The organism is Aldersonia sp. NBC_00410 (genome assembly GCF_026342035.1).
Taxonomy (GTDB): domain Bacteria; phylum Actinomycetota; class Actinomycetes; order Mycobacteriales; family Mycobacteriaceae; genus Aldersonia.
In genome coordinates this window covers 150,167-165,711 of the sequence record NZ_JAPENM010000001.1, presented here as the reverse complement: position 1 = coordinate 165,711, position 15,545 = coordinate 150,167, and the positions used below count along the sequence as shown (strand labels likewise).

The window sequence follows — 15,545 nt, the reverse complement described above, 5'->3', positions numbered from 1 at the left end:
GGGTCAATCTCGCTGAGTCCGGGTCCAGAGCATGCACACCTGGGTCACGGAGCGGCTCGCGTGTTGCAACTGCGCGAAGGCTCGTCTGGTGACAGGTTGTTTCTCGTTCCCGGACTGGAGGGCGCCGCCGACGAACTGTTACCGCTGGTCAACTCGTTCTCGGGAGGGCAGGAAGTTTTCGCGGTTCTGCCACCGGTGGTGTATTCAGTCCAGCCATCGGACGAGCTACGCCAGATCGCTCGACTGATGGTTTCCGCAACTAGGCAATGCCAACCTCGCGGGCCATATCGCCTCGGCGGCTACTCCTACGGCGGCCTTCTCGCCCTCGAGATGGCGCAGCAATTGCGCGCTGCCGGTGAATCTGTGACCGGTCTCTTCCTCATCGACGCGATATACGACGAGCGCTTCTGGCCACGTAATGTATGGGCGACTTCGATGATTCGACGCACGGCCCGACAACTGGGGCGAATTGCTCGTTTGCCGCTGCGCGAGGCACTCGCCGAGACCCTCCATCGAGGCACCCGGTTGGCGCGACGGCTATCGAAACGCAGGGAGGGGACGAGTGATCTGGCTCCGGTCGACGAGACACCCTCAGCGAAGCAGGCATACGCCGCAATGATCGGATACGAGCCGGCGTTTTACGACGGCGTTATTACACTTATCGCCCCTACTTCCGGTGTGCATTTCGGCGCGGACACTGCGCGGCTGTGGGCATCGAGAGCGCGGCGACTGGATATTGACCGAGTGGCAGGGGATCACCTGACCGTCATGCGCGAGGGCGCGTCGGCGGTGGCTCGCCTGATCGATTACCGGCTCGAGCTCGCTCGCCCGGACTGGCCGGGCCTCTGTCCGCGGCCGGGCTTCGAACGCCCCATGATTGTCACGACCATGAAGTGGTTCTCGGCGGCGAGATTGGCGAGCACGCTCGTCGAGTCCGGCTTTGAAGTCTCTGCCTGCCGGCCGCGATCTCACCCCCTCGATGCGGTCGAGGGTGTGGTGAGCATTCGACCCGTCAGCCGATTCAACCGAATGGGGTCGATCGCGCACGCGATTCGACAAACGCGGCCCGATATTGTCCTTCCTGACGATGAACGCGCGCTCTCTCTGTTGCGCCGGCTTTATTGGCAGGTTTGCGTCTCCGATCCGCCGATGGCCGACGTTCTTGCCCGATCGTTGGGGCTCGTCTCGAGTTGGCCGGTTCTGGAGTCTCGAACCGGGCTAGCGGACGTTGCTAGCGAACTGGCAGTTCCCGTGCCGCCAACAGCGGTTGTCCGAGATCTTGCCGCGTTACGTGCCTGGCTGCACCGGCACGGTTTTCCAGTCGTGCTGAAAACGGACGGTAGCTGGGGTGGCCGCGGGGTCGTCGTCGCGCGGAATGCGAAGGGCATCGCGCGCGCCTGGCGCGCTGCCTCCCGCCCCCCGACGCTGCTGAAGGCGATCAAGCGACTCTTGGTGAACTTCGAAGTTGGCACGCTGATCGATTGCGCCACTCGCAAGCGGCCTGTAGTCAACGCGCAGGTCTTCGCCGCCGGTCGCGACGCAATCGCGACGGTGGCATGCCTCGACGGTCGGATTCTCTCGATCGCCTGTTTGGAGGTCGTTCGAGCGATGCCGGACGCCGGCGCCGCGACGGTCGTCAAACCCATCGAGAATCGGTCCATGGTGGCGTCCGCGGAGCAACTCGTCGCCCGGTTGGGTCTGAGTGGCTTCTGCGGATTCGACTTCGTCTTGACCGGCACCGGTGATGCCGTGCTGCTGGAGCTGAACCCCAGAGTCACGCCGACCGCGTATCTCCTCGTCGAGGGCACCTTTGCGCGGGACACCGCTTTCGCGCTCTTTCCAGCCGCGCTCCCCGCAGACGACCCGTACCACTCGGCTGCCGATGTGCCAGTGCGGTCTCCCGCGTTGATTCGGCGGGGCCAACGAATTGCCGACCGAACTCGAAGTATGCCTGCGCGTATCGAGCGGAGCCTCAGCCGTCGCCTCAGGCGAAGGTCGAGTCCGTCGCACTGAGAATTCCGTACTCGAGTGAACGCTCGCCCCGGTAGCTACCTGAACCTGGCCAACCCCGATACCGATGCGAGTCGGGCCGCGGATTTGCGAGGAGTAACACCGATGTCCCCGAATTCGAAAATATGGGAGTGGCCCGCTCCGCGGAAGGTCCGCACGGGCACGGACCGTCTGGTCCAGGACGGGGTATCGATGCTGAATGACCGGGCGGTTGCGACGATACTGATTGACGCTGTCCAGGTAGCGGCGTGCCGCGAATCGGTCGTGTTCGGATCGATTCGGCGGCAGCTCGAGATCCGGCCGAGGGGTCGGCTCCTTGCGGTGGGCTCGGCAAACTTGGACCATCTGCATCACTTCGCGCGACGCTCACCCACGCGGGAGCCGCATGTGATCGGCGCTGGAGACGTGGACTGGGTGTTGCTCGCTGACGGGGCACCAATAGTGCGACGAGCACGCAAGCTTACTGGTGTGCATTGGCCGCGATTGACCGGCGCCGACCTGCTGGCACCCATCCTGGCTATCGCGGAGCAACAGGGCAGCTCGGTTGGCTTCCTCGGTGGCCGGGCGGATGTGCACGAAGCGTTGGCCGAGCAACTCGGGCAGCGGTTTCCTGGTCTGACCGACGTACGATTCTGGGCGCCCGAGCGTGCGGAATTGGAGGATCCCGAGCGTGCGGCGACCTTGGCGGCGGCCGTGCGGGGCGCGGGGGTCGAGTTGCTGGTAGTCGGGTTGGGCAAACCCCGCCAGGAACTCTGGATCGATCGCTACGGCACAGCATCCGGCGCGCGCGTCGCATTGGCGTTCGGCGCCGCCGCAGACTTCCTTGCCGGTGCCGCATCACGGGCACCGAAGCCGATGCAGGACCTGGGAATCGAGTGGTTGTATCGGCTCGCGATGGAACCGCGGCGGATGGCCAACCGATACCTGGTGCAGGGCCCACCGGCATGGCTCGTCGCACGGCGTGCCAGATTGGCGAGCGAACATTCAGCGTTCGTGTCGGTCGGCTTGTGAACCAGTCGAACGTGACAACTCCCAAACGTAACGGTCGCGGCTGGCACCGCGAATCTCATGCACGGGCGATCGCGTTTTGCAGTTCCGTACAGACCAGTGAGAGAAGTCCCGTGATAGAGCCGGCGTGGAGACCAGGTGGCTGAGCAAGGCCTATCTTCCGGCATGCGGTGGAGCAGCATCTCCGTCGTCGGCCGTGAGGTGGCCCGCACCGTGTTCACGATTCTGCTCGCGCGGATCGTCGGACCCGACGATTTCGGCATCGTCGCCCAAGCGATGGTGTTCGTAGGGATCGTGTCGATCCTGCTCGATCAAGGGTTCTCCAGCGCACTGGTGCAGCGGGAGAAACTCGAGCCGGGCATGCCGGGCGTCGTGGTCACCGTCAATCTCGGCGTCGGCGCGGCGCTGAGTGTGGCCACGATCGCGATCGCGCCCTTGTGGGCGGATTGGATGAACACCCCACAGTTGGCGCTGGTGCTGGTAATGCTTGCGCCGGATCTCCTGCTCCGCGCTGCGACGGTCACACCTCGCGTGTTGCTTGCCCGCGATCTGCAGTTCCGTTTGATCGGTATTGCCGACGTCGTCTCCGCATTGGCAGGCGGCATTCTTGGACTCGCTGTCGCATTCGCCGGGGGTTCGTACTGGGCACTTGTGGTCCAGGTGGTGAGCACGGACGCGGTTCTGCTGGTCGTGCTGCTCATAATGGGTGCCGGATACCGACCCAACATGCAATTCCGATTGCTACGAGAGATTGCGGGCTTCTCGTGGCGGGCCTTCGCGGCCGGCCTGTTAATCAACTCGTTCTCGCGAAACATCGACAACTTGCTCGTGGGCAGATTCCAGGGTCCCCAGGCGCTCGCGTTCTACGGCCTGGCGTATCGGTTGTTGCTCCTGCCGGTGCAACTTGCCTGCACAACCGTCGGTGGCGTGCTGTTTCCCGCATTCGCGCGGATTTCATTCGATATCGATCGGATGCGCAGCGAGATGGTGCGGGCGACTCGTACGCTGGCGATCCTGGCACTTCCCGTGATGGCCTTGGTCGCGGCGGGTGCACCACAGCTGGTTCTTGTTCTGTTCGGCCCGGACTGGGCGCCCGCGATTCCGATCATCCAGGTGCTTGCGCTCGCTGGTGCCGCACAAGCGATTTACCGACCCTCGACGACGCCGATGGTGCTCGGGCTCGGAGACGCCGGGCTCAATCTCCGCTACGCCTGGCTAACCGCAATATTTACCACCATTGGCATCGTGGGGGGGCTACCTTTCGGCCCGTTCGGAGTTGCGGCCGGATACACCGTCGCGACTGCGGCGATCGTGCCGGTCGAATGGCTGATGCGGCGCCGATTGCTTGGGATGAGCCTGGGTAGCCAGGCTGCCGCCTGGCTTCCCGGAATTCACGTCGCAGCCTGGGTCTCGGCCGCATATCTACTTGTCTCGGTGAGTATTCCAGGGCGCGAACTGCTCGTGCTCGTCGTAGGCGGGTTGACGGGCGCCGCGGTGGGAATCGGTGTGCTGTGGCTAGTTCACCGGCGCCAGTTCGAAGAGTTGATCTTCATGGTTCGTCGCATGATAGGCGGACGTCGGAACGAGCCTTCGCTTCGACCCAGCCCTGCAGATCAGGGTCGACACCGGTCGGGTCGGGGTCGACACCGGACGTCGATCTGACCGAAAACTCGCGTTGCGAGCCGGGTTGCGCGATCACCAACGCGGTTCTTACGGCCGTCCCATGCCGCGATATGTCCAGCCGCAGTCGCGCCACACCGTCGGATCGAGGCAATTTCGGCCGTCCACGATGACTCTCTGGCGGACGACACCATCGAGATCCGCTGGGGCCAGCTCGACGAACTCGCGCCATTCGGTCAACACGAGTACGACGTCCGCCCCCGTGCACGCTTCGCGGGCCGAAGCGGCGTAGTCGAGGGTGGGGAACAGCCTTCGCGAATTTTCCATCGCCTGTGGGTCGTAGACACTCACCATCGCACCCTGCAACTGTATTTGGCCGGCCACGTTGAGCGCGGGTGAGTCTCGGACGTCGTCCGAATCCGGCTTGAAGGCCGCTCCCAGCACGGCCACGCGCGTACCCAGGAGGGAGCCGCACACCTGCCGAGTGAGTTCGACCATGCGTGTGCGTCGACGCATATTGATCGCGTCGATTTCGCGCAGAAACGTCAGTGCTTCCTCGGCGCCGAGTTCGCCCGCACGCGCCATGAATGCGCGGATGTCCTTGGGCAGGCAGCCGCCGCCGAAACCGAGTCCCGCATTGAGGAACCGGCGGCCGATCCTCTTGTCGTGACCGAGGGCGTCCGCGAGGACCGTGACGTCCGCACCGGACGCCTCGCACACTTCCGACATGGCGTTGATGAATGAGATCTTCGTGGCCAAGAACGCGTTGGCCGCGGTCTTCACGAGTTCCGCGGTAGCGAGATCGGAGACGATAAGCGGAGTCCCCACCTCGAGCGCGTGGGCGTAGATAGTGCGCACCACAGCCTCCGCGCGACTCGGCCGCGCGGGGTCGACGCCAAGCACCATCCGGTCCGGTGACAACGTGTCCTCGACGGCATGGCCCTCACGCAGAAATTCGGGGCTCCAACACAATTCGACTTCGCCACCGGCGGGCGCGAGCGCGCGCAAGTGCACACCGAGCTGTGCCGCCGTACCGACCGGCACCGTGGACTTGCCGATCACCGTGGCCGGGCGGGTCAACAAGGGGGCGAGTGCGTCGACCGCGGACTGCAGATGCGACAGGTCCGCGCCCATTTCGCCGCGGCGTTGCGGCGTGCCGATGCACAGGAAGTGCACATCGGCGAATGCGGCCGCCTCCTCGTAGGAAGACGTGAACGACAGGCGCCCCGAGGCGATTCCACGCTCGAGCAGTTCGGGCAGGCCGGGCTCGTGGAAGGGCAGTTTGCCCGCCGCGAGTCGGGCGACCTTGTCGTGATCCACGTCGACACCGAGCACCTCGTGGCCCAATTCGGCCATGCAGGCCGCATGAGTCGCGCCGAGGTAGCCGGTGCCGATGACTGTAATGCGCATGCTTGCCCTTACTCGGGTGCGGTCGCGGCGTCCACCATGACCTGCATTCGCTGCTGCCAGGAAACGTCGTCGATAAAGCGTTGTCGATGATCCTCGTCGGCCGGGCCCATCCGGATCGCCTCGGCGAGGGTTTCTGCCCAGTTGGCCGAATCGCTGATGCGCACGCGGGTCTCGTCGACACCGCGTACGGGTGGTAGGTCGACAGACAGAACCGGAATCCCGCCCGCGAGGTATTCGTAGAGCTTCAAGGGCGACATTGCGCGGACGCACGGATGATCGACATGGGGAATGAGCCCGACATCGCACGCCTGAACCGTGGCGGCGAGTTCACGCTGGCCCACAGGCTCGAAGACGTGCACGTTGTCTATCGAGCGGAGCCAGTCGACCGTGGGGCGGTCGTTTGCGTACCCGAGCATGATGACCGATCCCACATTCCGCGCGGTCGTTTCGACGAGTTCCCGGTCGAGGCGCTGGTTGAGCGAACCTGTGTAGATCGCGCGTGGGCCGGGCAACTGCGCGATCCGCGCCGGTGCAGGGAGGTGCGGCCGCCAGATGTCGGCGATGACACCGTTGGGCACCACGGTGGTTCGTGCCGACAGTCGTTCGGCGAGTTCCTCGGAGACGGCGAAGATCGTGGCCTTGCGCTCGTCGATACGCCGATAGGCCTCGACATAGATATCCGCCCATTCGGCGACTTCGGCGCCGGTGGCCCAGTCGTCGCGGCCGAAATAGATGATCTTGCTGATCCAGGGCGCGTCGCAGAATGCGGCGATGCAGGGGTGGCACGTGACCAGGACCGCGGATGCGGGGGCGGGTTCGCGTTCGCCGCGCCCGCGGGCGAGGGCCCGGCCCAGCAACTCTCCGTAACGTCGATAGGAGGCCTCGGTCGTAGCGAGGTCGAGTGGATCGCGCCGGCGCACCCGCTGCGGGCGGACGCGGACGGCGGTGCGACCGCCGATCTCGAGCGGTGTGCTGAGCCGCGCCACCCGCCGGCGTTTCAGTGCGCTGACAGAGGACCGCCACGGGTCCGCGACCAGCAGTTCGCCTATCCGGTCGTCCGCGGCGAGCGCGAGCAGCAACTGGTCGGCGGGACGACAAAATTCGCGTTCGACGGCGTCGTCGAACGACTCGAGGCCGAACGTTACGACAACATCGTTTTTCTCTGCCGTCGAGGTATTTTCCCGCACGCCAGAGTGTCGGTGTGGTACGCGGGTTTGTTACTGGTCACCGGGCTCCGGATCCACCTGTTTCCGGCTCCGGGACTGCGTGTCGCAAATGTCCGGTTATCCCTGGTCCTGGCCTTGTTGCTCGTGCAGAATTTCGTGCACCAACCGGTGAAACGAACCCGGATTCGATAACGATGGGGATGTTGTGACGGCAACCCGCGCGCGTTGATGGATCGCGCGCGTCGATCCGCAGGCCGTCGACGGATGTCGAATTTCTCGTTCAGCCAGGACCGATCAGGAGTAGCTCCCATATGACTCAGTCGATTACTCGTTCGTCTCCGCTGGGCCTGCGGGTCGGTGAGCTCGTCGAGGTCAGGAGTGCGGAGGAGATCCTCGCGACACTCGACGAGCGCGGCGAATACGAGAACCTCCCGTTCATGCCCGAGATGCTGCCGTTCTGCGGTCAGCGACTGACAGTCCACAAGGTCGCCCACAAGTTATGCGACACGGTCACCAAGACCGGGTTGCACAAGATGTCCAACGCTGTTCACCTGATGGGTTCGCGCTGCGACGGATCGGCGCATGGTGGCTGCCAGACCGAATGCTCGCTGTATTGGAAGGAAGCGTGGCTCAAACGCGTCGAGCCGGGCACCCCGAGTCCGTCCGGCAGTGGCCGCATCGATCTGCCGCTACTCGAGATCAACACTCGCCGCGCGCCCGGCCCGGACGGCTCGCCGCGCTACTCCTGCCAGGCCACCGAACTGATGCGCGCGGCGCCGACCTGCCTTCCGGTGCGAAACATCGGGCAGTACGTGCGGGACGTGCAGACCGGCAACGTGACCGCGGTGCAGTCGTTCCTCGCGTTCCTGGTGTTGCTGTTCAACCGGTTCCAGGGCCTGAGCCGCAAGTTCCTGCCGAAACGAATGTGGTTCCGCGACGGTCTACCGTGGGGCTTCGTTCGGGGCCTTGCGCTCGGCCGGACTCCCGTCGAGGACCTCAATCTTCAGGTGGGTGAACTCGTCCGCGTGAAGAGCAAGGAGCAGATAGAGCTGACGCTCAATGCCGAACGGATGAACCGGGGAATGGGCTTCGAGGAGGAATCGGCCCGGCACTGCGGCAAGGTCGCCCGGGTGAAGGCGAGGGTGACGGTGTGCCTCGATGAGCAGAGCGGCGAGCTGCTCACCATGAAGACACCGTGCATCGTGCTCGAGGACATCGTCTGCGGTGGCGTCTACAACGGAAGTTGCCCCCGCGAGTTCGTGCCGTTCTTCCGTGAAATCTGGCTCGAGCGGGTGTAGTGCCGGCCGGCATCGGGCCGCGCCCGAAGGAGTGTGTATGAGCGTGTCCGCCCCGCTCGTCTCGATCGGGCTGCCGGTCCGCAACGGCGCCGACCGGGTGGAACCGGTGATCAAGTCCATACTCGCGCAGACGTACGAGAACCTCGAGTTGATCATCTGCGACAACGCGTCGACCGATGGCACCGAGGACCTCTGCCGGACCTTGGCTGCGCAGGACGAGCGGGTCGTGTATCACCGCCATCCGGTGAACATCGGGCTGAATCCGAACTTCGATGCCGCGCTGCGACTCGCCACCGGTACCTACTTCCGTTATGTCGGCGATGACGACTGGCTCGATCCCGCCTGTATCGGTATGGGTGTGGATACCTTCGCGGCAGACGAACGACTGGTGCTCGTCACCAACCAGGTGGGCTACACCGGGGTCGATGGCCGCACCGAAACCGCCGAGTATTCGGGGGCGGACCTTGGTTCGGATGATCCGGTCCGCCGATTCGCCGAGATGCTGCGGTTGCTCAACGAGAGCTACCTGCTGATGGATCCCGAATACGGGCTGTTCCGCAGGGAGACGATGCTCGCGATACCGCGGCGCAATATGCTGCGCGACGACGAAGTGTTCGCCGCAAAGATGGCGCTCACCGGACCGTGGGCACACGTGCCCGAGGTTCTGATGCGGCGCAACTGGAAGTTCGAATCACAGTCGGTACTTGCACAGCGATTTGCGGTGCCGCGCTGGCAGGGTCGTATCTCGACCGCACTCGCCGCGCGCGAAATGATTCGGTGGGTCGACCAATCAGGGCTCGACGACCGGCAGCGCCGCAGTGCACGCCGAGCCGTTGTGCGCCATTACTATCTGCGTCGGCACCAGCGTGCCGTCGTTCGCCGCTCGCGGAAATTGGTCGACATGCTGCGAAGCGAACTACCTCCAGGCCGAGCAAAGACAGGTAGAGACAACCCAGAATGCGGTCGAGCAGACCGGTGAGCTGCTCACCATGAAGACCGCGCGCATCGTGCTCGAGGACAGCGTCTGCGGCCGTGTATACAACGTTAGTTGGCCCACGCGAGTTCGTGCCGTTCTTCCGCGAAATCTGGCTCGAGCGGGTGTGATTCCCACCGGCATCGGGCCCCGCCGGGAGGAGCGCGCATGAGCGCGTCGGCCCCGCTTGTCTCGATCGGGCTGCCGGTTCGCAACGGCGCCGACCGGGTCGAACCCGTGATCAAGTCCGCACTGGCGCAAACGCACGAGAACCTCGAGTTGGTCATTTGTGACAATGCGTCGACCGATGGCACCGAGGACCTCTGCCGGACCATGGCCGCGCAGGACGAGCGGATCGTGTACCACCGCCATCCGGCCAACATCGGGCTGAATCAGAATTTCGATTCCGCGCTGCGACTCGCCAAAGGTACCTATTTCCGGTATATCGGCGACGACGACTGGCTCGATCCAACCTGTATCGGTAAGGGCGTGGATGCTTTCGCCGCCGACGAACGACTGGTACTCGTCACGACCCAGGTTGGCTACAGCGGCGTCGACGGCCGCACCGAAACCGCTGCGTATTCGGGTACGGATCTTGGTTCGGAAGATCCGGTCATCCGACTGGCCGAGATGCTGCGGTTGCTCAATGAGAGCTACTTGCTCATGGATCCCTTGTACGGGCTGTTCCACAGGGAAACAATGATTGCGATACCGCGGCGCAATATGCTGCGTGACGACGAAGTATTCGCCACGAAGATGGCGCTCGCCGGGCCGTGGGCGCACGTCCCCGAGGTTCTCATGGGGCGCAACTGGGAATTCGAATCACAGTCGGTCCTCGCGCAGCGGCTCGCGGTGCCCCGCTGGCAGGGTCGTATCTCGACCGCGCTCGCTGCGCGCGAAATGATTCGCTGGGTCGACCAATCCGATCTTGACGATGGGCAGCGCCGTAGTGCACGCCAGTCGGTTGTGCGCCATTACTACCTGCGTCGACACCAGCGGGGCGTTGTCCGCCGCTTACGGAAGTTGGTCGGCATGGCGCGAAGCGAATTACTTCCATGCTGAGCACAGACAGGCGGAGGCAACCCGGAATGCGGTCGAAGCAAAACGAGTGGACTCGGATGAGAAGGCTGCTTCGATGGCTCCTCGTCGCCGTGCTGGCCGCGCTTCTCATTTTCGCGGTGGCCGGAGTACCGCTCTACGTTTCGCCGAAGACGGACGAATTGCACAAGGCCGACGCGATTTTCGTGCTCGGCGGCTCGGGCGACGGGCGCTACACGGCCGCACTCGAGCTGGCGTTGAAGGGTCTCGCGCCACGAGTGGTGATGTCCAACCCTATTGCTTCGACCGAGGGAAACATCTGGCTCGCCGACCTCTGCGAGCACAAGCGATACGACTTCGACGTCATGTGCTTCTTGCCCGACCCGATGACGACCCGCGGGGAGGCACGCGAACTGGGCCGGCTGGCAACCGAGGAGGGCTGGCACAGCGTCATCGTCGTTACGTACACGCCGCAGATCTCGCGAGCGCGCTACATTATCGACCGTTGCTACGACGGTGAGGTGATGATGGCGAATACACAGGAAGACGTGGCGGTCTCCGCCATCGCATGGAACTACATGTACCAGACGGCCGGATTCGCGCGCGCGTTCCTGCAATCGGGCTGCTGAATCGTTCTACGCGAGCGAGATTCGGTAGATGTGGTACTCGGACTCGGTCTCGAAGGTATCGCTGAACCGTCCGTCGGCGGCCGCGAGTGTACGGCCGCTCTCGTCGGTGATGTCGCCGGTCAATCCGGCCGGCAGTGTGAATGTCCGCTCGCCCGTGCTCCCGTCGGTCATCGCGAATATGTATGCGGTGCCGTCCTTCACCTTCAGCATGGTGTCGAGTCGGTCGCCGAACGTCCACTGGTAGGACTGCGTGTTCAGCATGGGCGCGAGTGCCTTGATCTGACTATTCACTTCGCCCATCGCCTCGATTTGTGTATCACCACACCAGTTTTCGTTGGTCTGAGCGCTCCGGATGACGTTCGTCGCGTGGCAGTCGCCGGTGTAGGACTGGTTGAACCAGGAGATACCTCGCGCCTCGTGGATCAGGGAGTTTATGGCGGCACCCTTCAACTCGGCGGGGGTGATGTAGCGAACGTGGTCGCCCATCATGCCGTTCAAGTTCTCGATGATCTGCCAGTGCATGTGCTGCTCACCGTCGGCGGCATCCCGAAGGCGCAGGGCATCGAGTGTCTTCCCGTAGGACGATGCACTGCGGCAGGTCTGCTGGGGGATCGGCATCGCGAAGTCGTTGCCCTCGTATCCATTGGAACCTTTGCCGTCGCAGACCGGAATCGTGTACCAGTACTGGTCGATCGAGTTGATGTCCCCGTAGTCGTTGACGAACTTCTCCTGGTCGGCGACGGGCATATATGGACCCATGACCTGTTGGGTGTAGTTCACCCAGTGAAATCGTCCGGCGGCGTCGGGACTCGTCGCCACCCGCTGGGTGAGGTAGTCGTAGCCCGCGTGGTAGTCCTCGCCATGCGTGCCGTCCGGCTCGTCGTCGATCAGCCACCCCGGCCACAGATTGGGATGCTCGTCGTTGCTGGCGTTGACGCGGTCACCCACCCAATACATCGAACCGTGGTCGCCGTTCGCGGCCAGTAGCCCGAAATCGGTGCCTTCCCATTCGCCACCGTCGTAGAACGTGATGCCATGGTCCCAGTCCCATTTGACTTCTTCGGGACTGGAGAACCCGTCGAACCAGATTCCGATCGGGAAAAAGTTCGGGTTGGTCCAGTCTTGGGCGCGCGGAAATTGCCGGTAAAAATCGGGGCCACCTTCCCACGGAACGCGCGGCAGATCGAGCACCGGGACCGTAGAAGCCTCTACCGAGGGGGGCGAATTAGTCGAAAAGTCCGAATTGGCAACCGAATTCGGTGAATCGCAGGCTGGCAGCAGGGTAACGAACATTGCAACAAATGCTATCGTGTATGTACGCCGCTTCATGCGGGATGCCCTTCCTTGCCGGGAATTGCAGCAGGTCTTTTTTCCGGGCCTGTGTTGCTCTTCGCTCTCCTGCATCGCGGCGTTACCGAGGTGTAGCTTGCCGCGCGGCCAGTGTGGCGAAGCCGATGGTGAGCAGAACCGAACCCGTCAGGATGTGTAAGGCCCAATGGCCACTTCGCGAATCGACTACTCTGGCCGTTTGAAGCACGCGGTTCGCCGCAGTATCCGCCGTTTCGGAATGGATATCGTGCAATACGGACCGTTGAAGCGCCGCAGCACGCTTGCCGAGGCGTTCGAACAGATGAACCGAATAGGCATGCGTCCCGCTACCGTCATCGACGTCGGCGTCGCCATGGGTACCCCGGAGTTGTACACGGCCTTTCCCGAATCGCGCTTTCTGCTCGTGGATCCGTTGCGCGAATGGGAGTCCACCATCACCGAACTCGCATCCTCGATGGGGGCGGCATACGAGCGGGTTGCCGCGAGCGACAGTCCCGGGTCCATGCTGATCCGGGTGCCGGATTCGCCGTCGCACGCGACCTTCTATGCCAAGGACGATTCGGGTGACGACCGGGACTGGACGGAGTACGAGGTAGAGACTGCCAGGCTCGACGATCTCGTCGAGCGCAACGGGTTGTCCGGGCCGTATCTGCTCAAGGTCGACGTCGAGGGCGCCGAACTCGAAGTATTGCGCGGAGCGCCCAGCGTACTTCGCGAAACACTCAGCGTGACACTCGAAGTCACCCTGTTCGACGTGTTCGAGGGCGGCGCCGGATTCGCCGAAGTGGTGGCATTCATGGCCGAACGAGACTTCGTGCTCTACGACGTGGTTGGCGGGTTCTGTCGCGCAGCGGATCGCGCGCTCTACCAGCTCGACCTCGTGTTTCTGCCCCGTGACAGCACCTTTCGCTGAATTCTTACCGGCGCTGGGGTCATCTGGCGCCGGCCGGACGCGCCGGCGCCACGCCAGTTGACGTTGCTGTCGCAGCACTGGAATGCCGAACCGACCACAGCAACGCGAAGAGGATGAAGCACACATAAGTCGCCTGCTGGAACGAGAACAAGTCGAAGGTGAACGCCGAGAACATGATCCCAGCAAACGATGCCCCGAGGGCGTATAGCTGATCGCGTTCGCGCATCGAACGCGCCCGACGCAATCCAGCCGTCATCCCAGCTGCGCCGCCCAGTGCCAACACTGACATCGCGACCACGCCGATCATGCCGCCCTGCACCACCGCCTGCAGCCACTGGTTGTCGAGGAACCGGTAAACACTGGGTGGGTAGCCGCCGAGGCCGAGGCCGAACCACGGATGTTGCTTGAATTGTTCGGCAACCGCCTGATAGTCGTCCGTGCGGGAGATCACGCTGTCGTCGTCCTTTGACCCGGCGAATGTTGCCCAAAGCGCGTTGATCGAGTTCGGTGCTGCGATCTTCATCATGAGCAGCAGGCCCATGCCGATGATGACCACGTTTGCCAGTAGCCGAACCCGCATCGTGAACATGTAGATCAGCATGCACACTGCCAACGCCAGTGCACCGCTGCGCGATACGGCAGAGGGCATCACGACGAATGCCAGCACACACGCGATCGTCGCGAGTTGACGGTGCAACGATTTCTCGGCGTATCTGGCGAGGTGAAATGCCAGCGGTACGGTGATTGCCGCGAGCACGCCGAACTCGATGGCGTGTTCGGAAGTACCGACAACGCGCAAGGCACCGCCGCGGTCGTCGAGCGTCGACGCGTCGATTACCTCGACGAACCCGGGAGGCACGAGCAGCGCGCGGATGTCCAGTGAGGTAAACCCCTGCAAGAGCCCGCTGAAACAGGCAAATGCGAGGCCGGCCACCAGAAAGCCCATCACATAGCTTCGCTGTCGGACTGTGCGCACGGTCTGGCAAACGTAGAGAGCGACCCCCACGTCGGCGACGAGCACGATCAGCGTGCGGGTCTTACTCGAATCGATTACGGCGTTGCCCGGCAATGACAGTCCGGTCGCGTAGGTAAGTAGCTGCAGAAAGAAGTACAGCAGGATGATAAGCACGCCTGGATTGACGTCGCGCAGCCTGGTGCGCGGTTTCCTCGTCGTGAAGTACGCCAGCACAACGAGCGTGAAGCACATAAACGCGATCAGGCGGGCGGGCGACCCGTTGCCGCGCAGCGGCCCGGGGAGAACCTCGTAGGCGGGCAGGGCGGGGACGATGAAGCAGAGCAGCGCCACGAGTCGAGGCTTCGGTTCCACCTCACCGAGATCGGCATCGGTGTTCGCGCGCTTCCACAGCCTCGGCGCGGAAGCCAGCCGCGGCATGGTCATTGTGCGGAGGAAGCGTTGTCGAGCACAGTCGTGGACGGGCCCGAACCGTTCGACGAGGGTATCGGGTCGAGTGCGACCTCGGCCGCTCCGTCGGACTCGGCAGGCGCCTTGCGTCGCCGCCATTTGATCAGAAGTACGTCGACGATCACCGTGAGCACGACGCTGAGGCCGAACCCGGCGACGAAGGTTGCGACTGTGCTTCGGGTCCGACTGGGCATCGCGGGCGCAGGTTCGCCGATCGTCCCGATCGGGTAGGTGCGCATCATCTGGTCGGGTGGCACACCTGCGTTTTCCTGGATCTGGTGCAGTGTCCCGTCGCCCACACCGGTGGCGGCCTGCAGTGTCGACGCCACGATCGCCGGGTCGGGCGCGGTGGCCTCGATAACGACGAGGGGAAGCTGGCCACCGACAACTGAGAACACCTTGGCCGTGTAATCGGACATGCCGCCCTGTGCGACGACCTGCTCTCGGACGCCGGCATCCGACATGCCCATCGCGAGCAGGTTGGACAGCAGCGGCACGCCACCTGCGTTCATCAACGGGTTGGTCGGCGCACCCACACCCGTCGCGGGCGTGATCGCCGGTCCGACCAGGCCGACGGTGGCACTGCTGTAGTACACCGGCTGCACGCCGGAGTACGTGTGGTAGCTGAAGAATGTCACGATTGCGACCAATGGCAGGAAGACCCACCACCGTCGCGCACATGACTTGGCGACGTCGAACAGATCCACAGCTACACCCTCGTCATCCCC

13 protein-coding genes are annotated in these 15,545 nt (G+C 63.7%); 8 read left to right on the top strand and 5 right to left on the bottom strand.

Features of this window, described 5'->3' with window-relative positions; translation table 11 throughout:
- Nucleotides 1-60 precede the first annotated feature (60 nt).
- The 3 genes from OG921_RS00715 to OG921_RS00705 all read left to right on the top strand — a co-directional run bounded on the left by OG921_RS00715 (nucleotide 61) and on the right by OG921_RS00705 (nucleotide 4,680).
- The gene (locus OG921_RS00715; RefSeq protein WP_266110429.1) at nucleotides 61-2,013 is read left to right on the top strand and encodes a thioesterase domain-containing protein; all 1,953 of its coding nucleotides are present in this window, start codon (nucleotides 61-63) and stop codon (nucleotides 2,011-2,013) included.
- Between the two features lie 102 nt (nucleotides 2,014-2,115).
- A complete protein-coding gene (locus tag OG921_RS00710; protein WP_323182629.1) occupies nucleotides 2,116-3,021 on the top strand; it encodes a WecB/TagA/CpsF family glycosyltransferase in 906 nt (301 codons plus the stop codon).
- Nucleotides 3,022-3,156: 135 nt separating this feature from the next.
- Nucleotides 3,157-4,680, top strand: a complete 1,524-nt coding sequence (locus tag OG921_RS00705; protein ID WP_266110428.1) for a lipopolysaccharide biosynthesis protein — start codon at nucleotides 3,157-3,159, stop codon at nucleotides 4,678-4,680.
- Nucleotides 4,681-4,728: 48 nt separating this feature from the next.
- On the opposite strand, the gene OG921_RS00700 is transcribed toward OG921_RS00705, so the two are convergent.
- Together OG921_RS00700 and OG921_RS00695 are read right to left on the bottom strand one after the other, a co-directional pair.
- Nucleotides 4,729-6,048: a UDP-glucose/GDP-mannose dehydrogenase family protein gene (locus OG921_RS00700; protein ID WP_266110427.1), complete on the bottom strand. Its 1,320-nt coding sequence runs from the start codon at nucleotides 6,046-6,048 to the stop codon at nucleotides 4,729-4,731.
- An 8-nt stretch (nucleotides 6,049-6,056) separates the two neighbouring features.
- Nucleotides 6,057-7,235: a hypothetical protein gene (locus OG921_RS00695; RefSeq protein ID WP_266110426.1), complete on the bottom strand. Its 1,179-nt coding sequence runs from the start codon at nucleotides 7,233-7,235 to the stop codon at nucleotides 6,057-6,059.
- A 290-nt stretch (nucleotides 7,236-7,525) separates the two neighbouring features.
- Between OG921_RS00695 and OG921_RS00690 the strand changes: the two genes are divergently transcribed.
- From OG921_RS00690 to OG921_RS00675, 4 genes are all read left to right on the top strand, one after another.
- Complete coding sequence (locus OG921_RS00690) at nucleotides 7,526-8,512, top strand: hypothetical protein (RefSeq protein WP_266110425.1); 987 nt, start codon at nucleotides 7,526-7,528, stop codon at nucleotides 8,510-8,512.
- Between the two features lie 37 nt (nucleotides 8,513-8,549).
- Complete coding sequence (locus OG921_RS00685; RefSeq protein ID WP_266110424.1) at nucleotides 8,550-9,491, top strand: glycosyltransferase family 2 protein; 942 nt, start codon at nucleotides 8,550-8,552, stop codon at nucleotides 9,489-9,491.
- A 162-nt stretch (nucleotides 9,492-9,653) separates the two neighbouring features.
- Complete coding sequence (locus OG921_RS00680; RefSeq protein ID WP_266110423.1) at nucleotides 9,654-10,547, top strand: glycosyltransferase family 2 protein; 894 nt, start codon at nucleotides 9,654-9,656, stop codon at nucleotides 10,545-10,547.
- Between the two features lie 56 nt (nucleotides 10,548-10,603).
- Nucleotides 10,604-11,152 carry a YdcF family protein gene (locus OG921_RS00675; RefSeq protein ID WP_266110422.1) on the top strand — a complete coding sequence of 183 codons (549 nt, stop codon included), beginning with the start codon at nucleotides 10,604-10,606 and terminating at the stop codon, nucleotides 11,150-11,152.
- Nucleotides 11,153-11,158: 6 nt separating this feature from the next.
- On the opposite strand, the gene OG921_RS00670 is transcribed toward OG921_RS00675, so the two are convergent.
- Nucleotides 11,159-12,343, bottom strand: a complete 1,185-nt coding sequence (locus OG921_RS00670) for a hypothetical protein (protein ID WP_266110421.1) — start codon at nucleotides 12,341-12,343, stop codon at nucleotides 11,159-11,161.
- Between the two features lie 376 nt (nucleotides 12,344-12,719).
- On the opposite strand from OG921_RS00670, the gene OG921_RS00665 reads away from it, so the two are divergent.
- A complete protein-coding gene (locus OG921_RS00665; protein ID WP_266110420.1) occupies nucleotides 12,720-13,394 on the top strand; it encodes an FkbM family methyltransferase in 675 nt (224 codons plus the stop codon).
- 19 nt (nucleotides 13,395-13,413) lie between these two features.
- Here OG921_RS00665 and OG921_RS00660 read toward each other — a convergent pair whose 3' ends face one another.
- Together OG921_RS00660 and OG921_RS00655 are read right to left on the bottom strand one after the other, a co-directional pair.
- Nucleotides 13,414-14,793, bottom strand: a complete 1,380-nt coding sequence (locus OG921_RS00660) for an O-antigen ligase (RefSeq protein ID WP_266110419.1) — start codon at nucleotides 14,791-14,793, stop codon at nucleotides 13,414-13,416.
- Nucleotides 14,790-15,524 carry a hypothetical protein gene (locus OG921_RS00655; protein WP_266110418.1) on the bottom strand — a complete coding sequence of 245 codons (735 nt, stop codon included), beginning with the start codon at nucleotides 15,522-15,524 and terminating at the stop codon, nucleotides 14,790-14,792. Before OG921_RS00655 ends, OG921_RS00660 begins: the two co-directional genes overlap by 4 nt.
- Nucleotides 15,525-15,545 lie beyond the last annotated feature (21 nt).

What these genes read in the sequence shown, in the direction of transcription:
- OG921_RS00710 (WP_323182629.1), top strand. Translation starts at nt 2,116, where the DNA reads ATGTCCCCGAATTCGAAAATATGGGAGTGGCCCGCTCCGCGGAAGGTC.
- OG921_RS00690 (WP_266110425.1), top strand. Translation starts at nt 7,526, where the DNA reads ATGACTCAGTCGATTACTCGTTCGTCTCCGCTGGGCCTGCGGGTCGGT.
- OG921_RS00700 (WP_266110427.1), bottom strand. Translation starts at nt 6,048, where the DNA reads ATGCGCATTACAGTCATCGGCACCGGCTACCTCGGCGCGACTCATGCG.
- OG921_RS00675 (WP_266110422.1), top strand. Translation starts at nt 10,604, where the DNA reads ATGAGAAGGCTGCTTCGATGGCTCCTCGTCGCCGTGCTGGCCGCGCTT.
- OG921_RS00680 (WP_266110423.1), top strand. Translation starts at nt 9,654, where the DNA reads ATGAGCGCGTCGGCCCCGCTTGTCTCGATCGGGCTGCCGGTTCGCAAC.
- OG921_RS00660 (WP_266110419.1), bottom strand. Translation starts at nt 14,793, where the DNA reads ATGACCATGCCGCGGCTGGCTTCCGCGCCGAGGCTGTGGAAGCGCGCG.
- OG921_RS00685 (WP_266110424.1), top strand. Translation starts at nt 8,550, where the DNA reads ATGAGCGTGTCCGCCCCGCTCGTCTCGATCGGGCTGCCGGTCCGCAAC.
- OG921_RS00665 (WP_266110420.1), top strand. Translation starts at nt 12,720, where the DNA reads ATGGATATCGTGCAATACGGACCGTTGAAGCGCCGCAGCACGCTTGCC.